The following is a 19,431-nucleotide window of genomic DNA, read 5'->3' on the forward strand; positions in this document are numbered from 1 at the left end:
GACATCCCTGCCCTCTGATTCGGTCAGCGCAGCGCTGCCGGGCAAGCCAGCAGCTATATCTGATAATCAATCGCCACTTCTTCCGGCTCCATGACCTGACGTTTAATCTCATCCACCGACAGCCCGGCATTGCACAGCTCGATAAAACGCCACACATAGTTGCGCTGCAGCTGTCCGCGCTTCAGGCCAAGCCATACGGTGTTGGCGTCAAACAGGTGACGCGTGTCAAGACGCACCAGGTTACCGTCTTCGCGTTCTCCGCTGGACTGTTCCGCCACCAGCCCAATGCCCAGCCCCAGCTCGACGTAGGTTTTGATCACGTCAGAATCCTGCGCGCTCAGCACGATGTCCGGCGTTAATCCTTTACGGTTGAAGGCTTCATCAATACGCGAGCGTCCGGTGATCCCCTGGCGGTAGGTAATGAGCGGCCATTTCGCAACGTCTTCCAGCGTCAGGGGAGAGACCTGATTGAGCGGATGATCGACCGGGAGTAATAAGCTGTGGTACCAGCGGAACCAGGGGAACGCCACCAGCAGCGGGTCGTTGCTCAGGCGTTCGCTGGCGATACCGATATCCGCCCCACCGTTTTGCAGCAGCACTTCAATTTCCTGCGGCGTGCCCTGAATAAGCTCCAGACGGACGTCAGGGAAAAGTTCGCGGAACGCTTTGATCACCGGCGGCAGGCTGTAGCGCGCCTGGGTGTGGGTGGTGGCGATGGTGAGCACGCCCGAAGCGTCATTGGTGAAGAGATCCGCCAGACGACGCACGTTGCTGGCCTCGTTGAGGATCCGCTCTGCGATGGTGAGCAAAGCCTTACCCGGCTCCGTCATGCCGAGCAGCCGCTTGCCGCGGCGGATAAAGATCTCTATGCCCAGTTCCTCTTCGAGCTCGCGGATATGGCGGCTGACGCCGGACTGGGAGGTATAAAGCATATTGGCGACCTCGGTCAGGTTGTAGTCCCGCCTGGCCGCCTCACGGATAATTTTAAGTTGCTGGAAATTCACGATTCACTCCGGCGCATCTGACATAGCTCTATTGTTAGAGTCTGCCGCGCTGCAGAACAAATAATAAAAACCAGCATCTTATGCTTTTATGGAATATCAGCTCACGAGCTGGAGTTCACGGTTCTCAAGCGACGGCTTGCTGACCAGCGACATCAAAATTTCTTTTACCGCCTGCGCCTGCGGCGACAGCGAACCGCGAGCAGACATGTTCAGCGACAGCGGCAGGCTCATGGAAGGCGTGGTGATCCGCGCCATCCAGCCGTTTGCCGCGCTGCACAGCGAGCGGGCTGCGGATTCCGGCAGCACGGTCACCCCCATCCCGCTGGCAATGGCCGCGGTGAGCGTGGAGATTGAGTCAATTTCACCGATGATTTTGGCCGTCAGGCGGCGCAGGGAGAACGCTTCGTCCACGCGCACGCGCACGGCGCTGTAGTCGCGCGGCAGATAGAGGTTCATCTCTGCCACGGCGGTAAGGTCTACGCTCTGACCCGGACAGTCGCGGGTGCCCACGAGGTAGAGATCTTCTTTCAGCAGCGGCTGGCTGGTGATCCCGGCGACCGGGGAGCGATCGTAAAGAACCGCCATATCTAACTGGCCGTTGAGCAGTTTTTCATTCAGTACGGAACCGCTGTTTTCGTGCAGATAGACCAGAACTTCAGGCAGCTCGGCGCGGACGGCCTGCAGCAGCGGCATGGTAATAGAGGACGCGGCCGTTCCCGGCGCCAGGCCGATAGAAACGTGCCCGCTCAGCGTCTGGCCTACGTTGTTCACCGCCAGCTGCGCCTGTTCACACTGACGAAGAATGGTGCGCGCGTGGGTATAGAGGATTTTGCCTGCTTCCGTTGGCGTAACGCCGCGTTTGGTACGAATCAGTAGCTGCTGATCCATCTCGCCTTCCAGAGTAGCCACCTGCTGGCTCAGCGCAGGCTGCGCGATATGCAGCACTTCTGCCGCTTGAGTCAGGCTGCCGATATCGACGATTTTTACGAAGTATTTCAGTCGTCTTAAGTTCATTTTGCCCCCTGTTCGAAATGCTGTGCCGGAACCGGCTGTCGTTGTTGAACAGGTTTTGCAATATGAATGCCACTTTTACCAGGCGGTCTGAATTGGGCGCTAAGCGCCTGAAAATAAGGAAACCTAATCATGGAGGGGGGTTTTATTACCGAAACAGCAGTTTATGATCTGCCCCATTAGGGGTATACCCGCACCATGACGGTGCATTCCGCTGCCAAAAACATCACTTTGCCGATTTTGTCAGCAAACGATCAAAAGGCGTAGATCCACCCTTTGACAAGGCGAACGCAGGTCGATAATATGCGCCCCGTTCACACGATTCCTCTGTAGTTCAGTCGGTAGAACGGCGGACTGTTAATCCGTATGTCACTGGTTCGAGTCCAGTCAGAGGAGCCAAATTTGAAAAGCCTGCTTTTGAAGCAGGCTTTTTGCTTTCCTGCGTCGGGTAAAATTGTCGGGTGGCGGCTTCGCCTTACCCGCCCTACGGGACTCGTGTGTCCCCGCACTATGCCTTTACATGCCAAGCTTCACCGGCATCCCGGACCGCCGTTCCAGTTCGGCTCCTGCCCCCTCGTTTATCAGCTGCGTCCGCTGCGCGGCGGAGATGGGCAGCGGCACTTTCCGGGTCGATTCAAATTCCGCGCGGTTGCGTGATAATGGCTCGTGAACTTCCACCCAGCGGCTGCCGTCCGGCTCGGTGGTGACTTTAACCGGCCTGTCGATAAGCTGCACGCGGGTTCCTACGGGAACGTTATCGAAAAGGTATTTGATGTCGTTATTGCGCAGACGGATACAGCCCTGGCTCACCCGCAGCCCGATGCCGAAATTCGAGTTTGTGCCGTGAATGGCATACAGCCTGCCAATATAAATCGCATAGAGGCCCATCGGGTTATCCGGCCCGGCGGGTACGAATGCCGGAAGCGTTTTCCCTTCTGCCGCATAGGCACGACGCGTGTTCGGCGTCGGAGACCAGGTTGGCCCCTCCTGCTTACGCTCAACGGCCGTCACCCAGTTACGCGGAGTTTCGCGTCCGGCCTGACCGATGCCGATGGGCAGAACTTCAACGGTATTACCGCCAGGCGGATAATAGTAGAGACGCATTTCCGCAGCATTCACGATAATGCCCTCGCGGACGGTGTCGGGCAGAATCAGCTGCTGAGGGATCGTCAGCCGGGTGCCGGATTTAGGCAAAAAAGGATCTACGCCCGGGTTCGCTTCCAGCAGATTGCTTAGCCCCTGCCCGTACTGCGCGGCAAAGGCTTCCAGAGGCAGCGTGTTACCTTCAGGAACGGTGATGATAATCGGGGTTCCCACCAGACGACTTCCTTCCGGCGGTAGGGTATAGGTTACGGCAAACGCGCCGGGTATAGCGGCACACAGCGCAAGGACGAACCAGGTAAGTCGCATCATAATATCCTGTGCTCAAAAAAGAGAAAGCCCGGGCTCAGGCAGGCTTTCTCAGTTTACGCTATTACGCTTCGGTTTTGCGCCACCTGCGCGTCAGCACTTTCTCCGCCTCGACAATAAGGAACATCACAAAACCAATCAGCAAGGTGATGACCCAGTAGCGGAACGGCAGCGCTTCGGTGCCAAACAGCATCTGCATGAACGGTGCGTAGATGATAAGAAGCTGTAGCGCCAGCAGTACGCCGCTCACGATCCAAATCCCTTTATTCGCCAGCAGGCCTTTGCTCAGCGAGAAGCCATCATTAACGCGGCAGTTAAGCATGTAGAACCACTGCGCGGTCACCAGGGTTTGCAGCAGCACGGTACGGATAAATTCCGCCGAATAGCCGCGCGGCTGTAGCCACGCTTCCAGCACGAAGGCGCTAATGGCAATCATCAGACCGACAAACACCACGCGCCAGATGGCATAGCCATCCATCACATGCAGATTCGCCTTACGCGGTGGGCGGTTCATGATGTCCTTCTCACCCGCTTCAAACGCCAGGCCAAACGACAGCGTTGCCGACGTCGCCATGTTCATCCACAGGATAAGGACCGGGGTGAGCGGGATCAGGTTCCCCGCCAGCAGCGCGATGATGATCAGCAGGGCCTGCGCGATGTTGCTCGGGATAACGAACAGAATGGTTTTTTTCAGGTTATCGTAAACCCGACGTCCCTCGTGCACCGCACTGGCAATGGTGGCAAAGTTGTCATCCGTTAACACCATGTCGGCGGCTTCCTTGGTGACTTCCGTCCCCTTAATCCCCATGGCGATACCCACATCCGCCCGCTTGAGCGCCGGGGCATCATTTACGCCATCCCCGGTCATGCCCACCACTTCCTGTTTACTTTGCAGGGCCTGCACGAGGCGGAATTTATCCTCCGGGCTGGTTCGGGCGAAAATATCGTACTGCTGCGCGGCGTCGCTCAGCTGACGATCGTCCATTGCCTCCAGCTCGCGTCCGGTGATAGCGCTTGCGGCGTTACCAATCCCCAACATTTGCCCAATGCTCATGGCCGTTTGCGGGTGGTCGCCGGTGATCATTTTCACGCGGATCCCGGCCTGCAGACAGTCGGCAATCGCGGTTATGGCCTCCGGACGCGGCGGATCCATCATTCCTGCAATACCCAGCAGGATCACGCCATCATGTAGGTCCGGGTGATCCAGCTCGCGCTGTCCCTCGCGGGCAGGTTTCCAGGCCGCAGCCACCATACGCAACCCTTCCCGGGCATACTCTTCAATCTTCCCTTCCCAGTAAGGCTGATCGAAAGGCTGCAGTCCGTCATTCGTCTGCTGGTACTGGCAGAGGCGGAACAGGACGTCCGGCGCGCCGGTGATTAAAATCGCCTCTTCTTCGCCCAGCCGGTACAGGGTGGACATGTATTTATACTGCGAATCAAACGGGATTTTACTGCGCATTTCGGTATCAAGCGGTGGAAGCGGAATTTTCGCCGCCAGCACCTTCAGCGCGCCCTCGGTCGGACCGCCGGTGATTTTCCACAGCCCCTGCTCGTCTTTGATCAGCTGGCTGTCATTGCAGAGGTCGATTGTACGCAGGTAGCGTTCCAGCAGGGAACCCTGCGTCACGCTGACGGGCGTCGGGTCATCTACGGGGTGAATATTCCCCACCGGTTCGTAGCTGTCGCCCTCCACGCGATAGGTCGTGTCAGCGGTAATCACCGCTTTGACCGTCATTTCATTCATCGTCAGGGTGCCGGTTTTATCCGAGCAGATGACCGTCATTGCGCCCAGCGTTTCCACCGTAGGCAGCTTGCGAATGATGGCCTTGCGTCGCGCCATGGCCTGTACGCCAAGCGAAAGGATGATGGAAATGATGGCCGGCAGGCCTTCCGGCACGGCGGCAACGGCGAGGCTGATAAGCGACAGCACCAGTTCAGAAACCGGCATATCCCGGAACAGGAGGCTAAAGACAAACAGCGCCACCATCATCACCAGGATAGTAATAAAGATGGTTTTACCGAGCTTATCCATCTGCACCATCAGCGGCGTGCGGTGCTTTTCAATGTCGGACATCATCTGATTGATGTGGCCAAGCTCGGTCTCGCCCCCGGTTGCCACCACCACGCCTTTACCGCCGCCGGAGCTAACGGTGGTGCCTGAGTAGAGCAGATTATACCGGTCACCTAACGGCCGTTCCCCGCTTAACGCATCGCTGTTTTTCTCAACAACGGTGGATTCGCCGGTCAGGATGGCCTCCTCCACGCGAAGGTTATGCGCTTCAATGACGCGCAGATCCGCAGGGATACGATCCCCGGCACGGATCACCACGATATCTCCCGGGACCAGCGCCGTGGTGGGGATCGTTTCATGATTCCCCTGTCGTACCACCACGGCTTCGCTGGAGAGCATATTGCGAATACTCTGCAACGATTTTTCAGCATTGCTCTCCTGGATATGGCCAATCAGGGCGTTAATGATGGCAACCCCAAGGATCACAAACATGTCTACCCAGTGGCCCATAAAGAGCTTAAGCAACGCGGCCACCAGCAGAACGTAAATCAATACATCGTTAAAATGCGCAAGGAAGCGCAGCCAGGCGGGTTTGCCCTTTTTTTGCGGCAACGCATTCTCACCATGCTGCTGAAGTCGGGCTGATGCCTCAGTGCCGCTAAGTCCTTCCAGAGTGGAGTGGATATTCGACAGGGTTTCGTCAACGGTTTGTTGATAATACGGACGTTCAGGTTTTCCTGTTTTCATCGTTCCTTCCTCAGGTTCTATTCAGAAATCACCTTGCTTTCATGTAATTAACGAATAACGAAAACAGGAACATGGGCGTAACGGACAATACTTGCCGCCTCCGAACCTAACAAATGGGTTTGAACATTGGGATTTCGAGAGCCGACAATAATCGCGCCAGCAGCAAGTTCATCCGCCAGCTTAATAACCTCATCACGAACATTTCCGCTACGAACATGGAGATGGACACGATCTTCCGGCAGATTCAATTTTTTGACCAGGTCAGACAGTTTTTCTTTCGAATTATTAATCATATATTCATCCATCTTGCGCGCATCTGAAATAAAACCGCGCGTCAGTTCGGCTGAAAATTTGGGCATGACGTGCAGCAAATGAATGTCACCCGATGCGCTTTGCGCCAGAAACTGTGCATGCTGCAACGCTTTATCCGCCAGGCTTGTCTCGTAGACATCCACCGGAACGAGAATGTTTTTATACATATCGAGCATCCTTTTTATAACCAACACGAGAGTGAATGAAGCAAAAAATCGCATTAAATGCAGGGGGTTGCCCTTAATGCCAGTTACGGTAAAAAGAGATGGATGATATTAAACGTAGCACAGGAATATCAGGTTTAGCGCTTGCCCACTGATAATGGTTATTTAACATTTATCTTTTCGCAGACTATGCTCATAGTCAGCCACCGCTTCCGGCTCATGGAGGAATTTATGTATGGTTTAAGCCTGATCCGCCTGGGTATGTTTATCGCGCTTGCTATTATCGCCAGCACGGCGATTGGTTTATTTACCTATATGGTCGTCACTGTTCTGGCTGAATAGTGTCACCCCTGTCCAGGTTATGGAATAAATAAAACAGTTTTTTATTAGGGGAATACAGTGAACCGCTACCTCTCTCTTTTACCGTTCGTTTTGTTAACGCTCACGGCGTGCGACCCGAAACCCAAGCAAGCGTCCCCCCTGCCCAGGATGGTAAAAGTGGCGGAGGTGACGGTTCCCGGTCACGCCCAGCAGCGCGTTTTCCCCGCCCGCATTGAATCGGGCGATGCTACAGACCTTTCCTTCAAGCGCGCAGGCCAAATTGAAGCGCTCGATGTACGTCAGGGCGCAGCCGTTAAACAGGGACAACAGCTTGCCAGACTGAACGCCCGTGAAGCCCAGCAGCGGGTTAACGACAGACAAACGGCGGCGACGCTGGCCCAGAGGCAATTCGATCGCTTCCAGACGCTGGCGGGCCGCCAGGCGATTTCGAAAGCAGAAATGGACGTGCAGCGCGCGAACCGTGATTCAGCGAATGCGGCGCTACAAATTGCCCGAGAAGAGTTGAATCAGATGACGCTCGTCGCCCCCTTTAGCGGAACGGTGGCCAGCGTACATGTCCGAAACCATCAGGTGGTGTCAGCCGGTCAGCCCATCGCGACGTTAACCCGCACCGACCTGCTGGACGTTGTGTTTAGTATTCCTGAGAACCTGTTTAAGACCTTTGATATCCGCAACGCGCAGTATCGCCCCGTGGTAAGAATTAACGCCATTCCGGATCGGGAATTTACCGCCGTCTACAAAGAGCACTCGGGCAGCAGCGACAGCAATACCCTGACCTGGCAGGTGATACTGACCATGCCGCGACCAGATGATTTTCCCGCCGTCGGTGGCGTAAGCGGTACGGTGACCATCAATTTAACCAACCTCCCTGCTGGCGCAGGCGCTCAGGCGCTGGTCGTACCGGTTGAGGCCGTCTTTAATCCAGACAACAGCCCGCGCAATGAGCCGCACGTCTGGGTCGTGGCAGGAGAAGGCGACGCGCTCCATCTTGAAGACCGCAAGGTCAGCGTAGGTCAAGTGAGTAGCGAAGGCGTGACGATCGTCAGCGGGCTTAAAGCGGGCGAACGCGTGGTGGCCGCAGGCGTTGGGGAACTCCATGCTAACCAGCCGGTGCGTATCTGGACGCGTGAACGGGGACTGTAATGGATATTTCTCGTCAATTTATTAATAACCCCGTACGCGTCTGGCTAACGATTCTGCTGCTGGGCATCGGGGGTATTTTCGCCCTGTTAAATATCGGCAGGCTGGAAGACCCCGCTTTTACCATCAAAACCGCAGTGGTGGTCACCCACTACCCCGGCGCATCCGCTCAGCAGGTTGAAGAAGAGGTGACGCTTCCGCTGGAGAATGCCCTCCAGCAGCTGCCTTATCTGGACAACGTGAGCTCCATCTCTTCAAACGGTCTGTCGCAAATCACCGTTAACATTGCGTCACGCTATCACTCGAACGAACTGCCGCAGATTTGGGATGAACTGCGCCGCCGCGTGGGCGACGCCTCGCGTCAGTTCCCGCCCGGCGTCGTCACGCCCTTTGTAAATGACGATTTCGGCGACGTATTCGGCTTCTTCTTCGCCATTTCCGGGGATGAATTCAGTAATCCTGAACTGGTGAGATATGCGGAACAGCTGCGCCGCGAGTTAATTCTGGTTCCCGGGGTTGCGAAGGTCGCCATCGGCGGGGCCATTAGCCAGCAGGTCAACATCGATATCTCTCTGACCAAAATGGCCGCGCGCGGCATTACGCTGAACCAGCTTTCCGCTCTGCTCAGCAGACTTAACGTCGTTTCCAGCGCCGGAGAAATCACCTCCGGCAGCGAATCCATTCGTCTGCACCCGACCGGTGAATTCGAGAATCTTGATGAACTGGCGGATCTTATCATCACGCCTTCCGGCACCGGGGCGGCGACGCGTCTGCGGGACATCGCCACGCTGTCGCGCGGGCTAAACGAATCGCCGGCCAGTATCTACCATGCCAACGGCAAAAAAGCCGTCACCATGGGCGTCTCGTTTATTCCCGGCGTGAATGTGATCGACGTGGGCCACGCGCTGGAGGCGAAGCTAAACCAGATGTCGGCGGAAAAACCGGCAGGCATACAGATAGACCTGTTTTACGATCAGGCAGCCGAAGTGGGCCACTCTGTTAACGGTTTTATTATTAACTTCCTGATGGCGCTGGCGATCGTCATCGGCGTGCTGCTGATCTTTATGGGGGTGCGCAGCGGGATAATCATCGCGGTTTCTCTGGCCCTTAACGTGCTGGGCACGCTGCTGATTATGTATCTCTGTGGCATTGAGCTGCAGCGGATCTCGCTCGGGGCGCTGATTATCGCCCTCAGCATGCTGGTGGATAACGCCATCGTGATTGTCGAAGGGGTGTTGATTGCCCGGCAGCAGGGCTCACCGCTGTTAACCGCCGTTAATAATATCATCCGCCGCTCCGCCCTGCCGCTGCTGGGGGCGACGGTGATCGCCATCCTGGCTTTTGCGCCTATCGGGCTGTCGCAGGATTCCACCGGGGAATACTGTAAATCCCTTTTCCAGGTGCTGCTGATTTCCCTGATGCTGAGCTGGTTCTCGGCGCTCACCCTCACCCCGGTGCTGATTAAGTGGTGGTTGTTTAAAAACGACAGCGCGCCGGACAACGCCGACGAGTCAGATCCTTACGACAAACGTCTCTACCGCCTCTACCAGCGCCTGCTTAACACGCTGCTGCACCATAAGGCACCGACGCTGGTAGTGATGGCCGCCCTGCTGGCCGCGTCTGTCTGGGGGTTTGGCGCGGTGCGGCAAAACTTTTTCCCGTCGTCCAACACGCCGATTTTCTTTGTCGACCTGTGGTTACCCTACGGGACCGATATCAAATGGACCGAGAAAATGACCGGTGATATTGAGAAAACCATCACGGGCCAGCCCGGCGTGGAAACCACCGTCTCTACCATCGGTCAGGGGAGCATGCGCTTTATTCTGACCTACAGCGGACAGCGGCAGTACAGCAACTACGCGCAGATCATGGTGCGCATGGATGACCAGCGCAACATCGCCGCTCTGACGCGCTACGTGGATGAGTACATCGCGCGAAACTACCCGCAGGTCAACGCCAGCACGAAGCGGGTGATGTTTGGTCCCTCCGGCGACAGCGCCATTGAAGTGCGTATCAAAGGCCCGGATCCTGACAGGCTGCGCCTGATTGCCAGCCAGGTGGACGATATTCTGGCGCGCGACCCGGCCACGGGGAGCGTCCGAAACGACTGGCAAAACCGCAGCAAAGTGATCCGTCCGCAGTACGTCGCCGCGCTGGGACGCGAGCTTGGCGTGGATAAGCAGGACGTCGACAACGCGCTGGAAATGAATTTCTCCGGCAGCCGGGCGGGGTTGTATCGGGAAGGCAGCGACCTGCTGCCCGTGGTGGTGAGGCCCCCGGAAAGTGAAAGGCTGGATGCCAGTCACCTGAACAACGTGCTGGTGTGGAGCCAGGCGCGGCAGCAGTATATCCCGCTGAGTAACGTCGTCAGCAGCTTCTCGCTGGAGTGGGAAGATCCGCTCATCCTTCGACGCGACCGCTCGCGGGTACTGACGGTTCAGACGGACCCGGACCCGCTGAGCCAGCAAACCTCCGGCGATATTCTCGCCCGCGTGAAGCCGCAGGTGGATGCCCTTACCCTGCCACACGGCTACAGCATCGAGTGGGGAGGCGATGCGGAAAACTCCAGCGAAGCGCAGCAAGGACTATTCACAACGCTGCCCCTCGGGTATCTGGTGATGTTTGTCATTACGGTGCTGATGTTCAGCTCTGTAAAAAATGCCGTCGCAATCTGGCTGACCGTACCGCTTGCGCTGATTGGCGTCACGCCAGGATTTTTAATTACCGGCATTCCCTTTGGCTTTATGGCGCTGATAGGTCTGCTGAGCCTGAGCGGAATGCTCATCCGCAACGGCATCGTGCTGGTGGAAGAGATTGAACAGCAGAAAATGCAAAAGGATCAGCACAGCGCGATCGTTTATGCCGCCACCTCGCGCCTGCGCCCTATCCTGCTCACCGCGTTCACTACCGTACTTGGCCTGGCTCCGCTACTGCTGGATGTTTTCTTCCAGAGCATGGCCGTTGTGATTATGTTTGGACTGGGGTTTGCTACAATCCTGACGCTGCTGGTACTCCCCGTGATCTACGCGTGTTTCCATCGTAAGGACGAAGCCAAACAACAATGAATGCGACAGGGCTGAACATTATCAAGACGCTGGGCTGTATGACGGCGGTGACCTTCTTTACCATCTACAACACCTGGGATCATTATGATTATGACTATCACTGGATCCTGGGGTTTTTAACCTTTATCTCGACCATCGCCACGCCGCTGTTTTTTGTGGTGTCGGGCTATCTCGACGGACAATCCCGGCACGGCACGCGCTGGCAGCTGGGTAAAATTAAAAGCCTGGTGATTGTTTTTCTGTTCTGGATAACGATCTACTACCTGTGGGAGCCTTATCAGCGCGGGTATTTAATCCAGCCCTGGTTCGTGTTCGCCTTTGTCGTAATTTACACCTTCCACCCGGTGGTGGAGTGGCTTAGCCAGCGGAGATCGCTGCTCAGCGGCACGATTGCTGCCCTGCTGTTCTTTTCCTACGGATACGATCTGCTATCGGCGCTTTATCCTGAAACGCACGTCCTTTCTCTTTCACCGCAGTATCGGCTGTGGACGTGGCTGCTGTTTTATCTGACGGGGCAACTTTTCTGCGACCCTAAAATCGCCGAGTGGATAAGCCGCAAAAATGTAGTCAGGACGGCGGTTATCGCCATCCCGTTTATCTATCTCTTCACCTGGTTTTACGAGCGCCACTTCTTTTTTGCCCTGTTTAAGGCCGACAGAAACGCCTTTATTCTCACCGGCTCGCAGATCTACATCCTGATTATTGCCCTGGTGATTGCGGCGAACGGCGTGCGCTTTCGCCGCAATGCTGAATTCAAGGAGTCCATTCTTGCCGCCATCAGCAAAACGATGACCGGCGTGTATATTGTGCACTACTCGGTGTTTCATCTGCTGACGGCGCTGATACCGGTGACCTCTCTCGGAATGAAGCTGGCGCTGATTGTGCTTACGTTCGTCACCTCTGTTCTCTTTTCCATGCTGGTATTGTCTAACGCCGTGGCAAAAAAGGTGATCACCCTTTAAAAGCCTAAGCGCAGCCAGGCAAAAAGCACGTTGCCGTTGTTATAGGTTCCAGGAATATAGGTGAACTGGACGGTAACGCGCTTGTAGCCGGCAGAGAACAACGGGAAAATGAACGGTAGCGGGACATAGTTTGCAAAATCATCTCGCGCCGTGATGCCCGCTGCAGCACCGAGCCCAAGGCGGAAATCTTTGGCATTATCCAGATACCAGCCCTTCTCCCAGCCATAGCCCATCGCGGGCTGCCATTCGTTGTGCGAGTCCTTGAACATCATCGCGAAAAGCGCGCTCCAGTTGCCCTCTTCGTTATAGCGGGAAACGCCCAGGCCACCGCCCCACGGCATTTCGTTGTACTTATCGGTTTTTTCTTTGTCGTACATAAAGCGAGCGTGCCAGCTCAGAAACGGCAGGTACAGATCGTAACGTTGAGGCTGCTCCCAGGTTTGCGAAATATCGTCCGTCAGCGCGTTCCACCAGCCGCTGATACGCTGTTCACCATAGACGTTGGGCTCCGCATGAAGCGGTGCGACGAATAAAAACAGAATCATCCAGAATGCCGAAAAGGTGCGTTGCATCGTTATTCCCTCAGCTTAACTCACGCGCGGTCACTATTACTGTAAACCATTCAGCCTGTAACGGAGCCAGAAGACACAATTATCTCGCTGCAGGCGAAGATGAAATTTATTTATTCAGCACCTTCAGGAAAGATAAAAACGTTTTCTCGGGCGTTTTGTCGCGGTAGTCTCATAGGTTCCGTTTATATGACGGCGCAATGTGAGTGACCTTTTCTTATACCAATAATTAAAAATTAGTACGGACAGGACAACTATGGACTCCACCCTCATCTCCGATCGTCCCAACGAGGAGACCCCTTCGCTCAATCGTGCCCGCCGCGCCGCACTCGGCAGCTTCGCGGGTGCCGTCGTCGACTGGTATGATTTTCTGCTTTACGGCATTACCGCCGCGCTGGTGTTTAACCGCGAATTCTTCCCCCAGGTCAGCCCTGCGATGGGCACGCTCGCCGCGTTTGCTACCTTCGGCGTTGGCTTTCTGTTTCGCCCGCTGGGGGGTGTGATCTTCGGCCACTTCGGCGACCGTCTCGGCCGCAAGCGCATGCTGATGCTCACCGTCTGGATGATGGGGATCGCCACCGCGCTGATTGGCATTCTCCCTTCGTTTTCCGCCATTGGCTGGTGGGCACCGGTGCTGCTGGTGACATTACGCGCTATTCAGGGCTTTGCCGTGGGGGGCGAATGGGGCGGCGCGGCGCTGCTATCCGTTGAGAGCGCGCCAAAAAATAAGAAAGCGTTTTACAGCAGCGGCGTGCAGGTCGGGTACGGCGTAGGGCTGTTGCTTTCCACAGGGCTGGTGTCGCTCATCAGCCAGCTCACCACCGACGAGCAGTTCCTGAGCTGGGGCTGGCGCATTCCGTTCATCTTCAGCATCGTGCTGGTCATTGCCGCGCTGTGGATCCGTAACGGAATGGAGGAGTCGGCAGAGTTCGAAAAGCAGCAGGAAAAACCGGCCGCTAACAAAAGACTTCCTGTCATGGAAGCCCTTGTCCGGCACCCTGGTGCTTTTCTGAAAATTATCGCCCTGCGCCTGTGCGAGCTGCTGACGATGTATATCGTCACCGCCTTTGCCCTGAACTACTCGACGCAGAATCTCGGCCTGCCCCGTGAACTGTTCCTCAATATTGGCCTGCTGGTCGGCGGGATCAGCTGCCTGACTATCCCCTGCTTCGCCTGGCTGGCGGACAGGTTTGGTCGCCGTCGCGTTTACATCACCGGCGCGCTGATTGGGACCTTCAGCGCCTGGCCGTTCTTTATGGCGCTGGAGGCGCAGTCTGTTTTCTGGATTGTTTTCTTTGCCATCATGCTCGCGAACATCGCTCACGATATGGTGGTCTGCGTGCAGCAGCCGATGTTTACCGAGCTGTTCGGCGCCAGCTACCGCTACAGCGGCGCGGGCGTGGGCTACCAGGTCGCAAGCGTGGTTGGCGGCGGGTTTACGCCGTTTATTGCCGCTGCGCTGGTGACCTTCTCCGGCGGCAACTGGCACAGCGTGGCGATTTATCTTCTGGCCGGTTGCCTGCTGTCGGCGGCAACGGCGCTGCTGATGAAAGAGACGAGCCACCGCTGATCTCACTTTTGTTTCACAGGCGTGTGACATACTATCGGGTAGAGTCGCACACCTGTGGAACAAGGAGACAGAGATGAATAATAAGGGCTCCAGCCTGACCCCGGCTCAGGCGCTGGAAAAACTCGACGCGCTGTATGAACAGTCCGTCAACGCGCTGCGCAGCGCCATCAGCGAATACATCGAAACAGGGAAACTCCCCGACCAAAAGGCCAGAACCGAGGGCCTTTTTGTTTATCCATCGCTCTCTGTGACCTGGGACGGCAGCGCCAGCAGTAATCCCAAAACCCGCGCCTACGCGCGCTTTACCCACTCCGGCTGCTACAGCACCACCGTCACCCGCCCTGCGCTGTTCCGCCCGTATCTTGAAGAACAGCTTACGCTGTTGTATCAGGATTACGGCGCGCACATTTCCGTTGAGCCCTCGCAGCATGAGATCCCTTATCCGTACGTGATTGACGGTTCGGCGTTAACTCTTGACCGCTCCATGAGCGCGGGGCTGACCCGCCACTTCCCGACCACCGAGCTTTCGCAGATTGGCGATGAAACGGCAGACGGGATTTATCACCCGGCCGAATTTTCTCCTCTGTCGCACTTTGACGCCCGCCGGGTCGATTTCTCCCTGGCGCGCCTGCGCCACTACACCGGTACGCCAGTCGAACATTTCCAGCCGTTCGTGCTCTTTACCAACTACACCCGCTACGTTGATGAGTTTGTCCGATGGGGCTGCAGCCAGATCCTCGACCCTGAAAGCCCGTATATCGCGCTCTCCTGCGCGGGTGGGATCTGGATTACCGCGGAGACCGAAGCGCCCGAGCAGGCTATCTCCGATCTGGCGTGGAAAAAACACCAGATGCCCGCCTGGCACCTTATCACCGCCGACGGTCAGGGCATTACGCTGATCAACATCGGCGTCGGCCCGTCAAACGCCAAAACCATCTGTGACCATCTGGCGGTACTGCGCCCGGACGTGTGGCTGATGATTGGTCACTGCGGCGGCCTGCGTGAAAGCCAGCTGATTGGCGACTACGTGCTGGCCCACGCCTATCTGCGTGATGACCACGTGCTTGATGCCGTGCTGCCGCCGGATATCCCAATCCCGAGCATCGCCGAAGTGCAGCGCGCGCTGTACGACGCCACCAAAGAGGTGAGCGGCATGCCGGGTGAAGAGGTCAAACAGCGCCTGCGCACCGGTACGGTCGTCACGACGGATGATCGCAACTGGGAGCTGCGTTACTCAGCCTCCGCGCTGCGCTTCAACCTGAGCCGCGCGGTGGCGATCGATATGGAGAGCGCCACCATCGCCGCGCAGGGATATCGCTTCCGCGTTCCGTACGGCACGCTGCTGTGCGTTTCCGATAAGCCGCTGCACGGCGAAATTAAGCTGCCCGGCCAGGCCAACCGTTTCTATGAAGGGGCTATCTCAGAGCATCTGCAAATCGGCATTCGCGCCATCGACCTGCTTCGGGCGGAAGGTGACAGACTGCATTCGCGCAAGCTGCGCACCTTCAACGAGCCGCCGTTCCGCTAATAACGATAAGGAAAAACAATGTCCAGCACATCACCGCTCTCTGCCCTGCGCCACTGGCTTGAGGCCAGCCATCTCGACGGGATGATCGTCCCGCGCGCGGATGCATGGCAGAGCGAATACTGCGCGCCGTACGACGAAAAGCTGGCCTGGCTGACGGGCTTTGACGGCTCTGCCGGCGTCGCGCTGGTACTGAAGGATAAAGCGCTGCTGTTCGTTGACGGGCGCTATCAGGTCCAGGCCCGCGTTCAGGTGAATCTGGACGAGATTGAAATTCACCACCTGCACAACGAGCCGCTGGCAGACTGGCTGACGGCAAACGTCGAGGCGGGCACTCGCATCGGTTTTGACCCAATGCTGATGACGAATACCGAGTTTACGCAGCTGTCTGCCACACAGTGCGCGCTCGTGCCGCTGAACGCGTCACCGTTTGACGCCTTATGGACCGATCGCCCTGCCGCACCGGCGGGGCTTATCCGTGAAATGCCGGTTGCGATAAGCGGTGAAAGCAGCGAAGACAAACGTCAGCGCGTTGCCGCCGTGCTGGCTGCAAACCATGCCGATTATCTCGCCGTTACCCTGCCGGATAATATCGCCTGGCTGTTAAACGTTCGTGGCGCGGATATCCCATACAGCCCGGTACCGCTCTCCTTTGCCCTTCTTGGACGTGACGGTCACGTTGAGTGGTTTGTTAACGACAACAAGCTCGGCGCCCTGCCTGAATACGTCCGCAGTGCGTTCACCATTGCGCCACAGAAGGCCTTTGTCGAACGCTGCCAGCAGATTGCTGAAGGCAAACGGGTGATGGTGGATGCCGATTCCGCGCCGGTTGCCCTGCGCTTCGCCATTGAACCACGCGGAGAAATTGTATGGCGGACGGACCCTATCACCCTGATGAAAGCCACCAAAAACCCGGTAGAACTGGCAGGCTATCGCGAGTGTCATTACCAGGACGGTGCCGCGTGGGTCAACTTCCTCGCCTGGCTGAGCCGCGAAGTGCCGCTTCGCGAGGCGGCAGGAAATCCGCTCACCGAGCTGGAAGTCCAGGCACAGCAGCTTGCGTTCCGTAAACAGCAGCCGGGGTTTATCGAGCAGAGTTTTGCGACCATCTCCGCCTCTTCGAGCAATGCGGCGATGTGCCACTATCATTCGAGCGAGGCCAGCAATAAGCCTATCGGCCATGACCATTTTTACCTGAACGATTCCGGCGGTCAGTACGCTAATGGCACCACTGACGCCACGCGCACGCTGGCATGGGGTAAAGTCGCCCCGGAGCAGCGCCTGCACTACACCGCCGTGCTGAGAGGCTTCCTGTCGCTGATTACCCTGCAGTTCCCTTCCGGGACTCAGGGACATCAGCTGGATGCGTTTGCGCGTCGCCCGCTGTGGGAGATGGGGCTGGATTACGATCACGGTACGGGGCACGGCGTGGGGCACCAGCTGCTGATCCATGAGAACCCGCATCGCATCGCCAAAAAGGTCAACCCGTGGCCGCTGGTGGCGGGAAATATCATGACTATCGAGCCGGGCTACTATCTGGGCGATAGCCACGGTATTCGTATTGAAAACCAGGTGGAGATTGTGGAGAGCCGCCCGGGATTCTGCAGGTTTGAATCTCTGACGCTGATCCCTATTGATTTAAGCCAGGTCGAGCTGGGACTGTTGAGCGAGCAGGAAAAACAGTGGCTGGATGCGTACCACCAGCAGGTCCGTGAGGCGCTGTCACCGCTGGTGAACAGCGATGCGCGTCCGTGGCTGGTAGAGGCGACGGCGCCGGTTCGCGTCAAACAGTAGTTCGGTTTGTTGCCCGGTGGCGCTGCGCTTGCCGGGCCTACAGTCCCGTAGGTCGGGTAAGGCGAAGCCGCCACCCGACAATTTTATCCGGCGCAGAAAAGCAAAAAGCCTGCTTTAAAAGCAGGCTTTTCAAATTTGGCTCCTCTGACTGGACTCGAACCAGTGACATACGGATTAACAGTCCGCCGTTCTACCGACTGAACTACAGAGGAATCGTGTGAACGGGGCGCATATTATCGATGCTCCCCCGGGATGTCAAAGGCAGAATGCATATTTCCGATCGTTTGCCGAATTATTCTCCACTTCGCGCAATTGTCAGGCATTTTTCCGCGGATATTTCCACAGCCAGCGCCCGCTGACCATCCGCCAGTAGAACAGCGCCCCACGTACGGCCCAGTCGAGGAACATCCCCAGCCAGACGCCGACCACTCCCCATCCGAGCATAACCCCGAGCGTATACCCCGCCACAACGCGACATCCCCACATGCCGAGCATCGAAACCCACATCGCAAATCGGGCGTCGCGCGCCCCCTTCAGCCCGGCGGGCAATACCCATGAGGCCGCCCAGATGGGCATAAAGGCCGCGTTGAGCCAGATGAGGATCTTAACGACCTCTTTAACGTCGTCTTCGTGGGTATAAAACGAGGCCATCAGCCCGGCAAAGGGCGCAGTTCCCCAGGCGATCAGCGTCAGTCCAATGGTCGACAGCCAGAAAACATGCCGCAGCTGCCGCTCCGCCTGGCCTATCTGCCCTTTCCCGAGCCGTTTACCGGTGATGATGGTCGATGCCGACCCCAGCGCGTTACCCGGCAGGTTAATCAGCGAGGCGATGGAAAAAGCGATAAAGTTACCGGCGATCACGTCGGTGCCCATCCCGGCGACAAACATCTGCGTCAGCAATTTCCCGCCGTTAAACAGCACAGATTCAATGCTCGCAGGAATACCGATCCCCATCACTTCCCAGATAATGGCGAAATTAAAGGGGCGGAAATAGCTTTTCAGCGTGAGGCGCAGCGAGGGGGTGATCCCCGCCATCAGTACCCCGATGATGGCTGCCGCACCGATATAGCGTGAAATGGTTAAACCCAGTCCGGCACCGACGAAGCCCAGCCCGTCCCACGAGAACACGCCGTAGATCAGCACGCTGCTGATAATGATATTGAGGATATTCATCCCGCCGTTGATCAGTAGCGGAATTTTGGTGTTGCCCGCCCCGCGCAGCGCGCCGCTGCCAATAAGGGCAATGGCCGCTGCCGGATAGCTTATGACGGTCATCTCCAGGTAGGTCAGCGCCAGGTCTTTAACCTCGTTCGTGGCCTCCCCGGCGACAAAGTCGATAATCTCTTTACCAAAATAGTGGATCACCGCCGCCAGGACGATCGAAAAAATGGTCATGATCATCAGCGACTGGCGGGCCGCCTCGCGTGCACGTTTGGGATCCAGCTTGCCGAGGCTAAAGGCCACCACCACCGTCGTCCCGAGGTCTATGGCGGCAAAGAACGAGATCACCACCATGTTAAAGCTGTCCGCCAGCCCAACCCCAGCCATCGCCTCTTTACCCAGCCAGCTCACCAGAAAGGTGCTCAGAACCCCCATCAGCAGAACGCAGGTATTTTCCAGGAAGATAGGCACAGCAAGAGGGGTGATTTCACGCCAGAACAGGACACGATAGCTTTTACGTTTTGCATACCATGGCGTGCGCGTTATCGCCTGGCGTAAGGAGGCAGTGACGTTCAAAATGGACCTTAGCGAAAAAAGTTGAAACTCCATTTCAAATGATGGGGGACAAATGCTAATCCTGCAAA

Annotated in this window: 13 protein-coding genes and 2 tRNA genes; 7 read left to right on the forward strand and 8 right to left on the reverse strand. The window is 56.9% G+C overall.

Annotated features, from left to right (window positions below):
* Positions 1–53: 53 nt before the first annotated feature.
* Both cbl and nac read right to left on the reverse strand, forming a co-directional pair.
* Complete coding sequence (gene cbl / locus ACW9E7_RS12500; RefSeq protein WP_111966052.1) at positions 54–1,004, reverse strand: HTH-type transcriptional regulator Cbl; 951 nt, start codon at positions 1,002–1,004, stop codon at positions 54–56.
* 96 nt (positions 1,005–1,100) lie between these two features.
* A complete protein-coding gene (gene nac, locus ACW9E7_RS12505; RefSeq protein ID WP_111966053.1) occupies positions 1,101–2,018 on the reverse strand; it encodes a nitrogen assimilation transcriptional regulator NAC in 918 nt (305 codons plus the stop codon).
* Between the two features lie 320 nt (positions 2,019–2,338).
* Between nac and ACW9E7_RS12510 the strand changes: the two genes are divergently transcribed.
* A tRNA-Asn gene (locus ACW9E7_RS12510) sits at positions 2,339–2,414 on the forward strand.
* Positions 2,415–2,531: 117 nt separating this feature from the next.
* On the opposite strand, the gene ldtA is transcribed toward ACW9E7_RS12510, so the two are convergent.
* The 3 genes from ldtA to ACW9E7_RS12525 form a co-directional block, all read right to left on the reverse strand.
* A complete protein-coding gene (gene ldtA, locus ACW9E7_RS12515; protein ID WP_115875759.1) occupies positions 2,532–3,428 on the reverse strand; it encodes a L,D-transpeptidase in 897 nt (298 codons plus the stop codon).
* Positions 3,429–3,489: 61 nt separating this feature from the next.
* Positions 3,490–6,183: a cation-transporting P-type ATPase gene (locus ACW9E7_RS12520; RefSeq protein ID WP_458727849.1), complete on the reverse strand. Its 2,694-nt coding sequence runs from the start codon at positions 6,181–6,183 to the stop codon at positions 3,490–3,492.
* A gap of 47 nt (positions 6,184–6,230) precedes the next feature.
* On the reverse strand, positions 6,231–6,662 hold the full coding sequence (locus ACW9E7_RS12525) for a universal stress protein (protein ID WP_458727850.1): 432 nt from the start codon (positions 6,660–6,662) through the stop codon (positions 6,231–6,233).
* A 396-nt stretch (positions 6,663–7,058) separates the two neighbouring features.
* On the opposite strand from ACW9E7_RS12525, the gene ACW9E7_RS12530 reads away from it, so the two are divergent.
* The 3 genes from ACW9E7_RS12530 to ACW9E7_RS12540 are packed head-to-tail and all read left to right on the forward strand — an operon-like array spanning position 7,059 to position 12,168.
* Positions 7,059–8,144, forward strand: coding sequence for an efflux RND transporter periplasmic adaptor subunit (locus ACW9E7_RS12530; protein WP_455507970.1), 1,086 nt, complete (start codon positions 7,059–7,061; stop codon positions 8,142–8,144).
* Complete coding sequence (locus ACW9E7_RS12535; protein WP_458727851.1) at positions 8,144–11,206, forward strand: efflux RND transporter permease subunit; 3,063 nt, start codon at positions 8,144–8,146, stop codon at positions 11,204–11,206. Before ACW9E7_RS12530 ends, ACW9E7_RS12535 begins: the two co-directional genes overlap by 1 nt.
* Positions 11,203–12,168, forward strand: coding sequence for an acyltransferase (locus tag ACW9E7_RS12540; protein WP_271369717.1), 966 nt, complete (start codon positions 11,203–11,205; stop codon positions 12,166–12,168). The genes ACW9E7_RS12535 and ACW9E7_RS12540 overlap by 4 nt, the downstream gene beginning before the upstream one ends.
* Here the strand turns inward: ACW9E7_RS12540 and pagP are convergent.
* A complete protein-coding gene (pagP, locus tag ACW9E7_RS12545) occupies positions 12,165–12,740 on the reverse strand; it encodes a lipid IV(A) palmitoyltransferase PagP (RefSeq protein ID WP_045403108.1) in 576 nt (191 codons plus the stop codon). The genes ACW9E7_RS12540 and pagP overlap by 4 nt on opposite strands.
* 253 nt (positions 12,741–12,993) lie before the next feature.
* Here pagP and shiA point away from each other — a divergent pair, with 253 nt between their 5' ends.
* The 3 genes from shiA to ACW9E7_RS12560 all read left to right on the forward strand — a co-directional run bounded on the left by shiA (position 12,994) and on the right by ACW9E7_RS12560 (position 17,626).
* Positions 12,994–14,307: a shikimate transporter gene (gene shiA / locus ACW9E7_RS12550; protein WP_458727852.1), complete on the forward strand. Its 1,314-nt coding sequence runs from the start codon at positions 12,994–12,996 to the stop codon at positions 14,305–14,307.
* Between the two features lie 73 nt (positions 14,308–14,380).
* Complete coding sequence (locus ACW9E7_RS12555) at positions 14,381–15,835, forward strand: AMP nucleosidase (protein WP_111966061.1); 1,455 nt, start codon at positions 14,381–14,383, stop codon at positions 15,833–15,835.
* Positions 15,836–15,853: 18 nt separating this feature from the next.
* Positions 15,854–17,626 carry an aminopeptidase P family protein gene (locus ACW9E7_RS12560; protein ID WP_458727853.1) on the forward strand — a complete coding sequence of 591 codons (1,773 nt, stop codon included), beginning with the start codon at positions 15,854–15,856 and terminating at the stop codon, positions 17,624–17,626.
* 136 nt (positions 17,627–17,762) lie between these two features.
* On the opposite strand, the gene ACW9E7_RS12565 is transcribed toward ACW9E7_RS12560, so the two are convergent.
* Together ACW9E7_RS12565 and emmdR are read right to left on the reverse strand one after the other, a co-directional pair.
* Positions 17,763–17,838, reverse strand: a tRNA-Asn gene (locus ACW9E7_RS12565).
* Between the two features lie 103 nt (positions 17,839–17,941).
* Positions 17,942–19,396 (reverse strand): multidrug efflux MATE transporter EmmdR, encoded by a 1,455-nt coding sequence (emmdR, locus tag ACW9E7_RS12570; protein WP_127731578.1) that lies wholly within the window; start codon positions 19,394–19,396, stop codon positions 17,942–17,944.
* Positions 19,397–19,431: the final 35 nt, after the last annotated feature.

The sequence above is a fragment of the Enterobacter sp. H2G27 genome (assembly GCF_054403075.1).

Excerpts from the sequence above, each read along its gene's own strand:
- nac (WP_111966053.1), bottom strand. The coding sequence starts at position 2,018 with ATGAACTTAAGACGACTGAAATACTTCGTAAAAATCGTCGATATCGGC.
- ldtA (WP_115875759.1), bottom strand. The coding sequence starts at position 3,428 with ATGATGCGACTTACCTGGTTCGTCCTTGCGCTGTGTGCCGCTATACCC.
- ACW9E7_RS12520 (WP_458727849.1), bottom strand. The coding sequence starts at position 6,183 with ATGAAAACAGGAAAACCTGAACGTCCGTATTATCAACAAACCGTTGAC.
- ACW9E7_RS12525 (WP_458727850.1), bottom strand. The coding sequence starts at position 6,662 with ATGTATAAAAACATTCTCGTTCCGGTGGATGTCTACGAGACAAGCCTG.
- ACW9E7_RS12535 (WP_458727851.1), top strand. The coding sequence starts at position 8,144 with ATGGATATTTCTCGTCAATTTATTAATAACCCCGTACGCGTCTGGCTA.
- ACW9E7_RS12540 (WP_271369717.1), top strand. The coding sequence starts at position 11,203 with ATGAATGCGACAGGGCTGAACATTATCAAGACGCTGGGCTGTATGACG.
- pagP (WP_045403108.1), bottom strand. The coding sequence starts at position 12,740 with ATGCAACGCACCTTTTCGGCATTCTGGATGATTCTGTTTTTATTCGTC.
- shiA (WP_458727852.1), top strand. The coding sequence starts at position 12,994 with ATGGACTCCACCCTCATCTCCGATCGTCCCAACGAGGAGACCCCTTCG.
- ACW9E7_RS12555 (WP_111966061.1), top strand. The coding sequence starts at position 14,381 with ATGAATAATAAGGGCTCCAGCCTGACCCCGGCTCAGGCGCTGGAAAAA.
- ACW9E7_RS12560 (WP_458727853.1), top strand. The coding sequence starts at position 15,854 with ATGTCCAGCACATCACCGCTCTCTGCCCTGCGCCACTGGCTTGAGGCC.
- emmdR (WP_127731578.1), bottom strand. The coding sequence starts at position 19,396 with ATGGAGTTTCAACTTTTTTCGCTAAGGTCCATTTTGAACGTCACTGCC.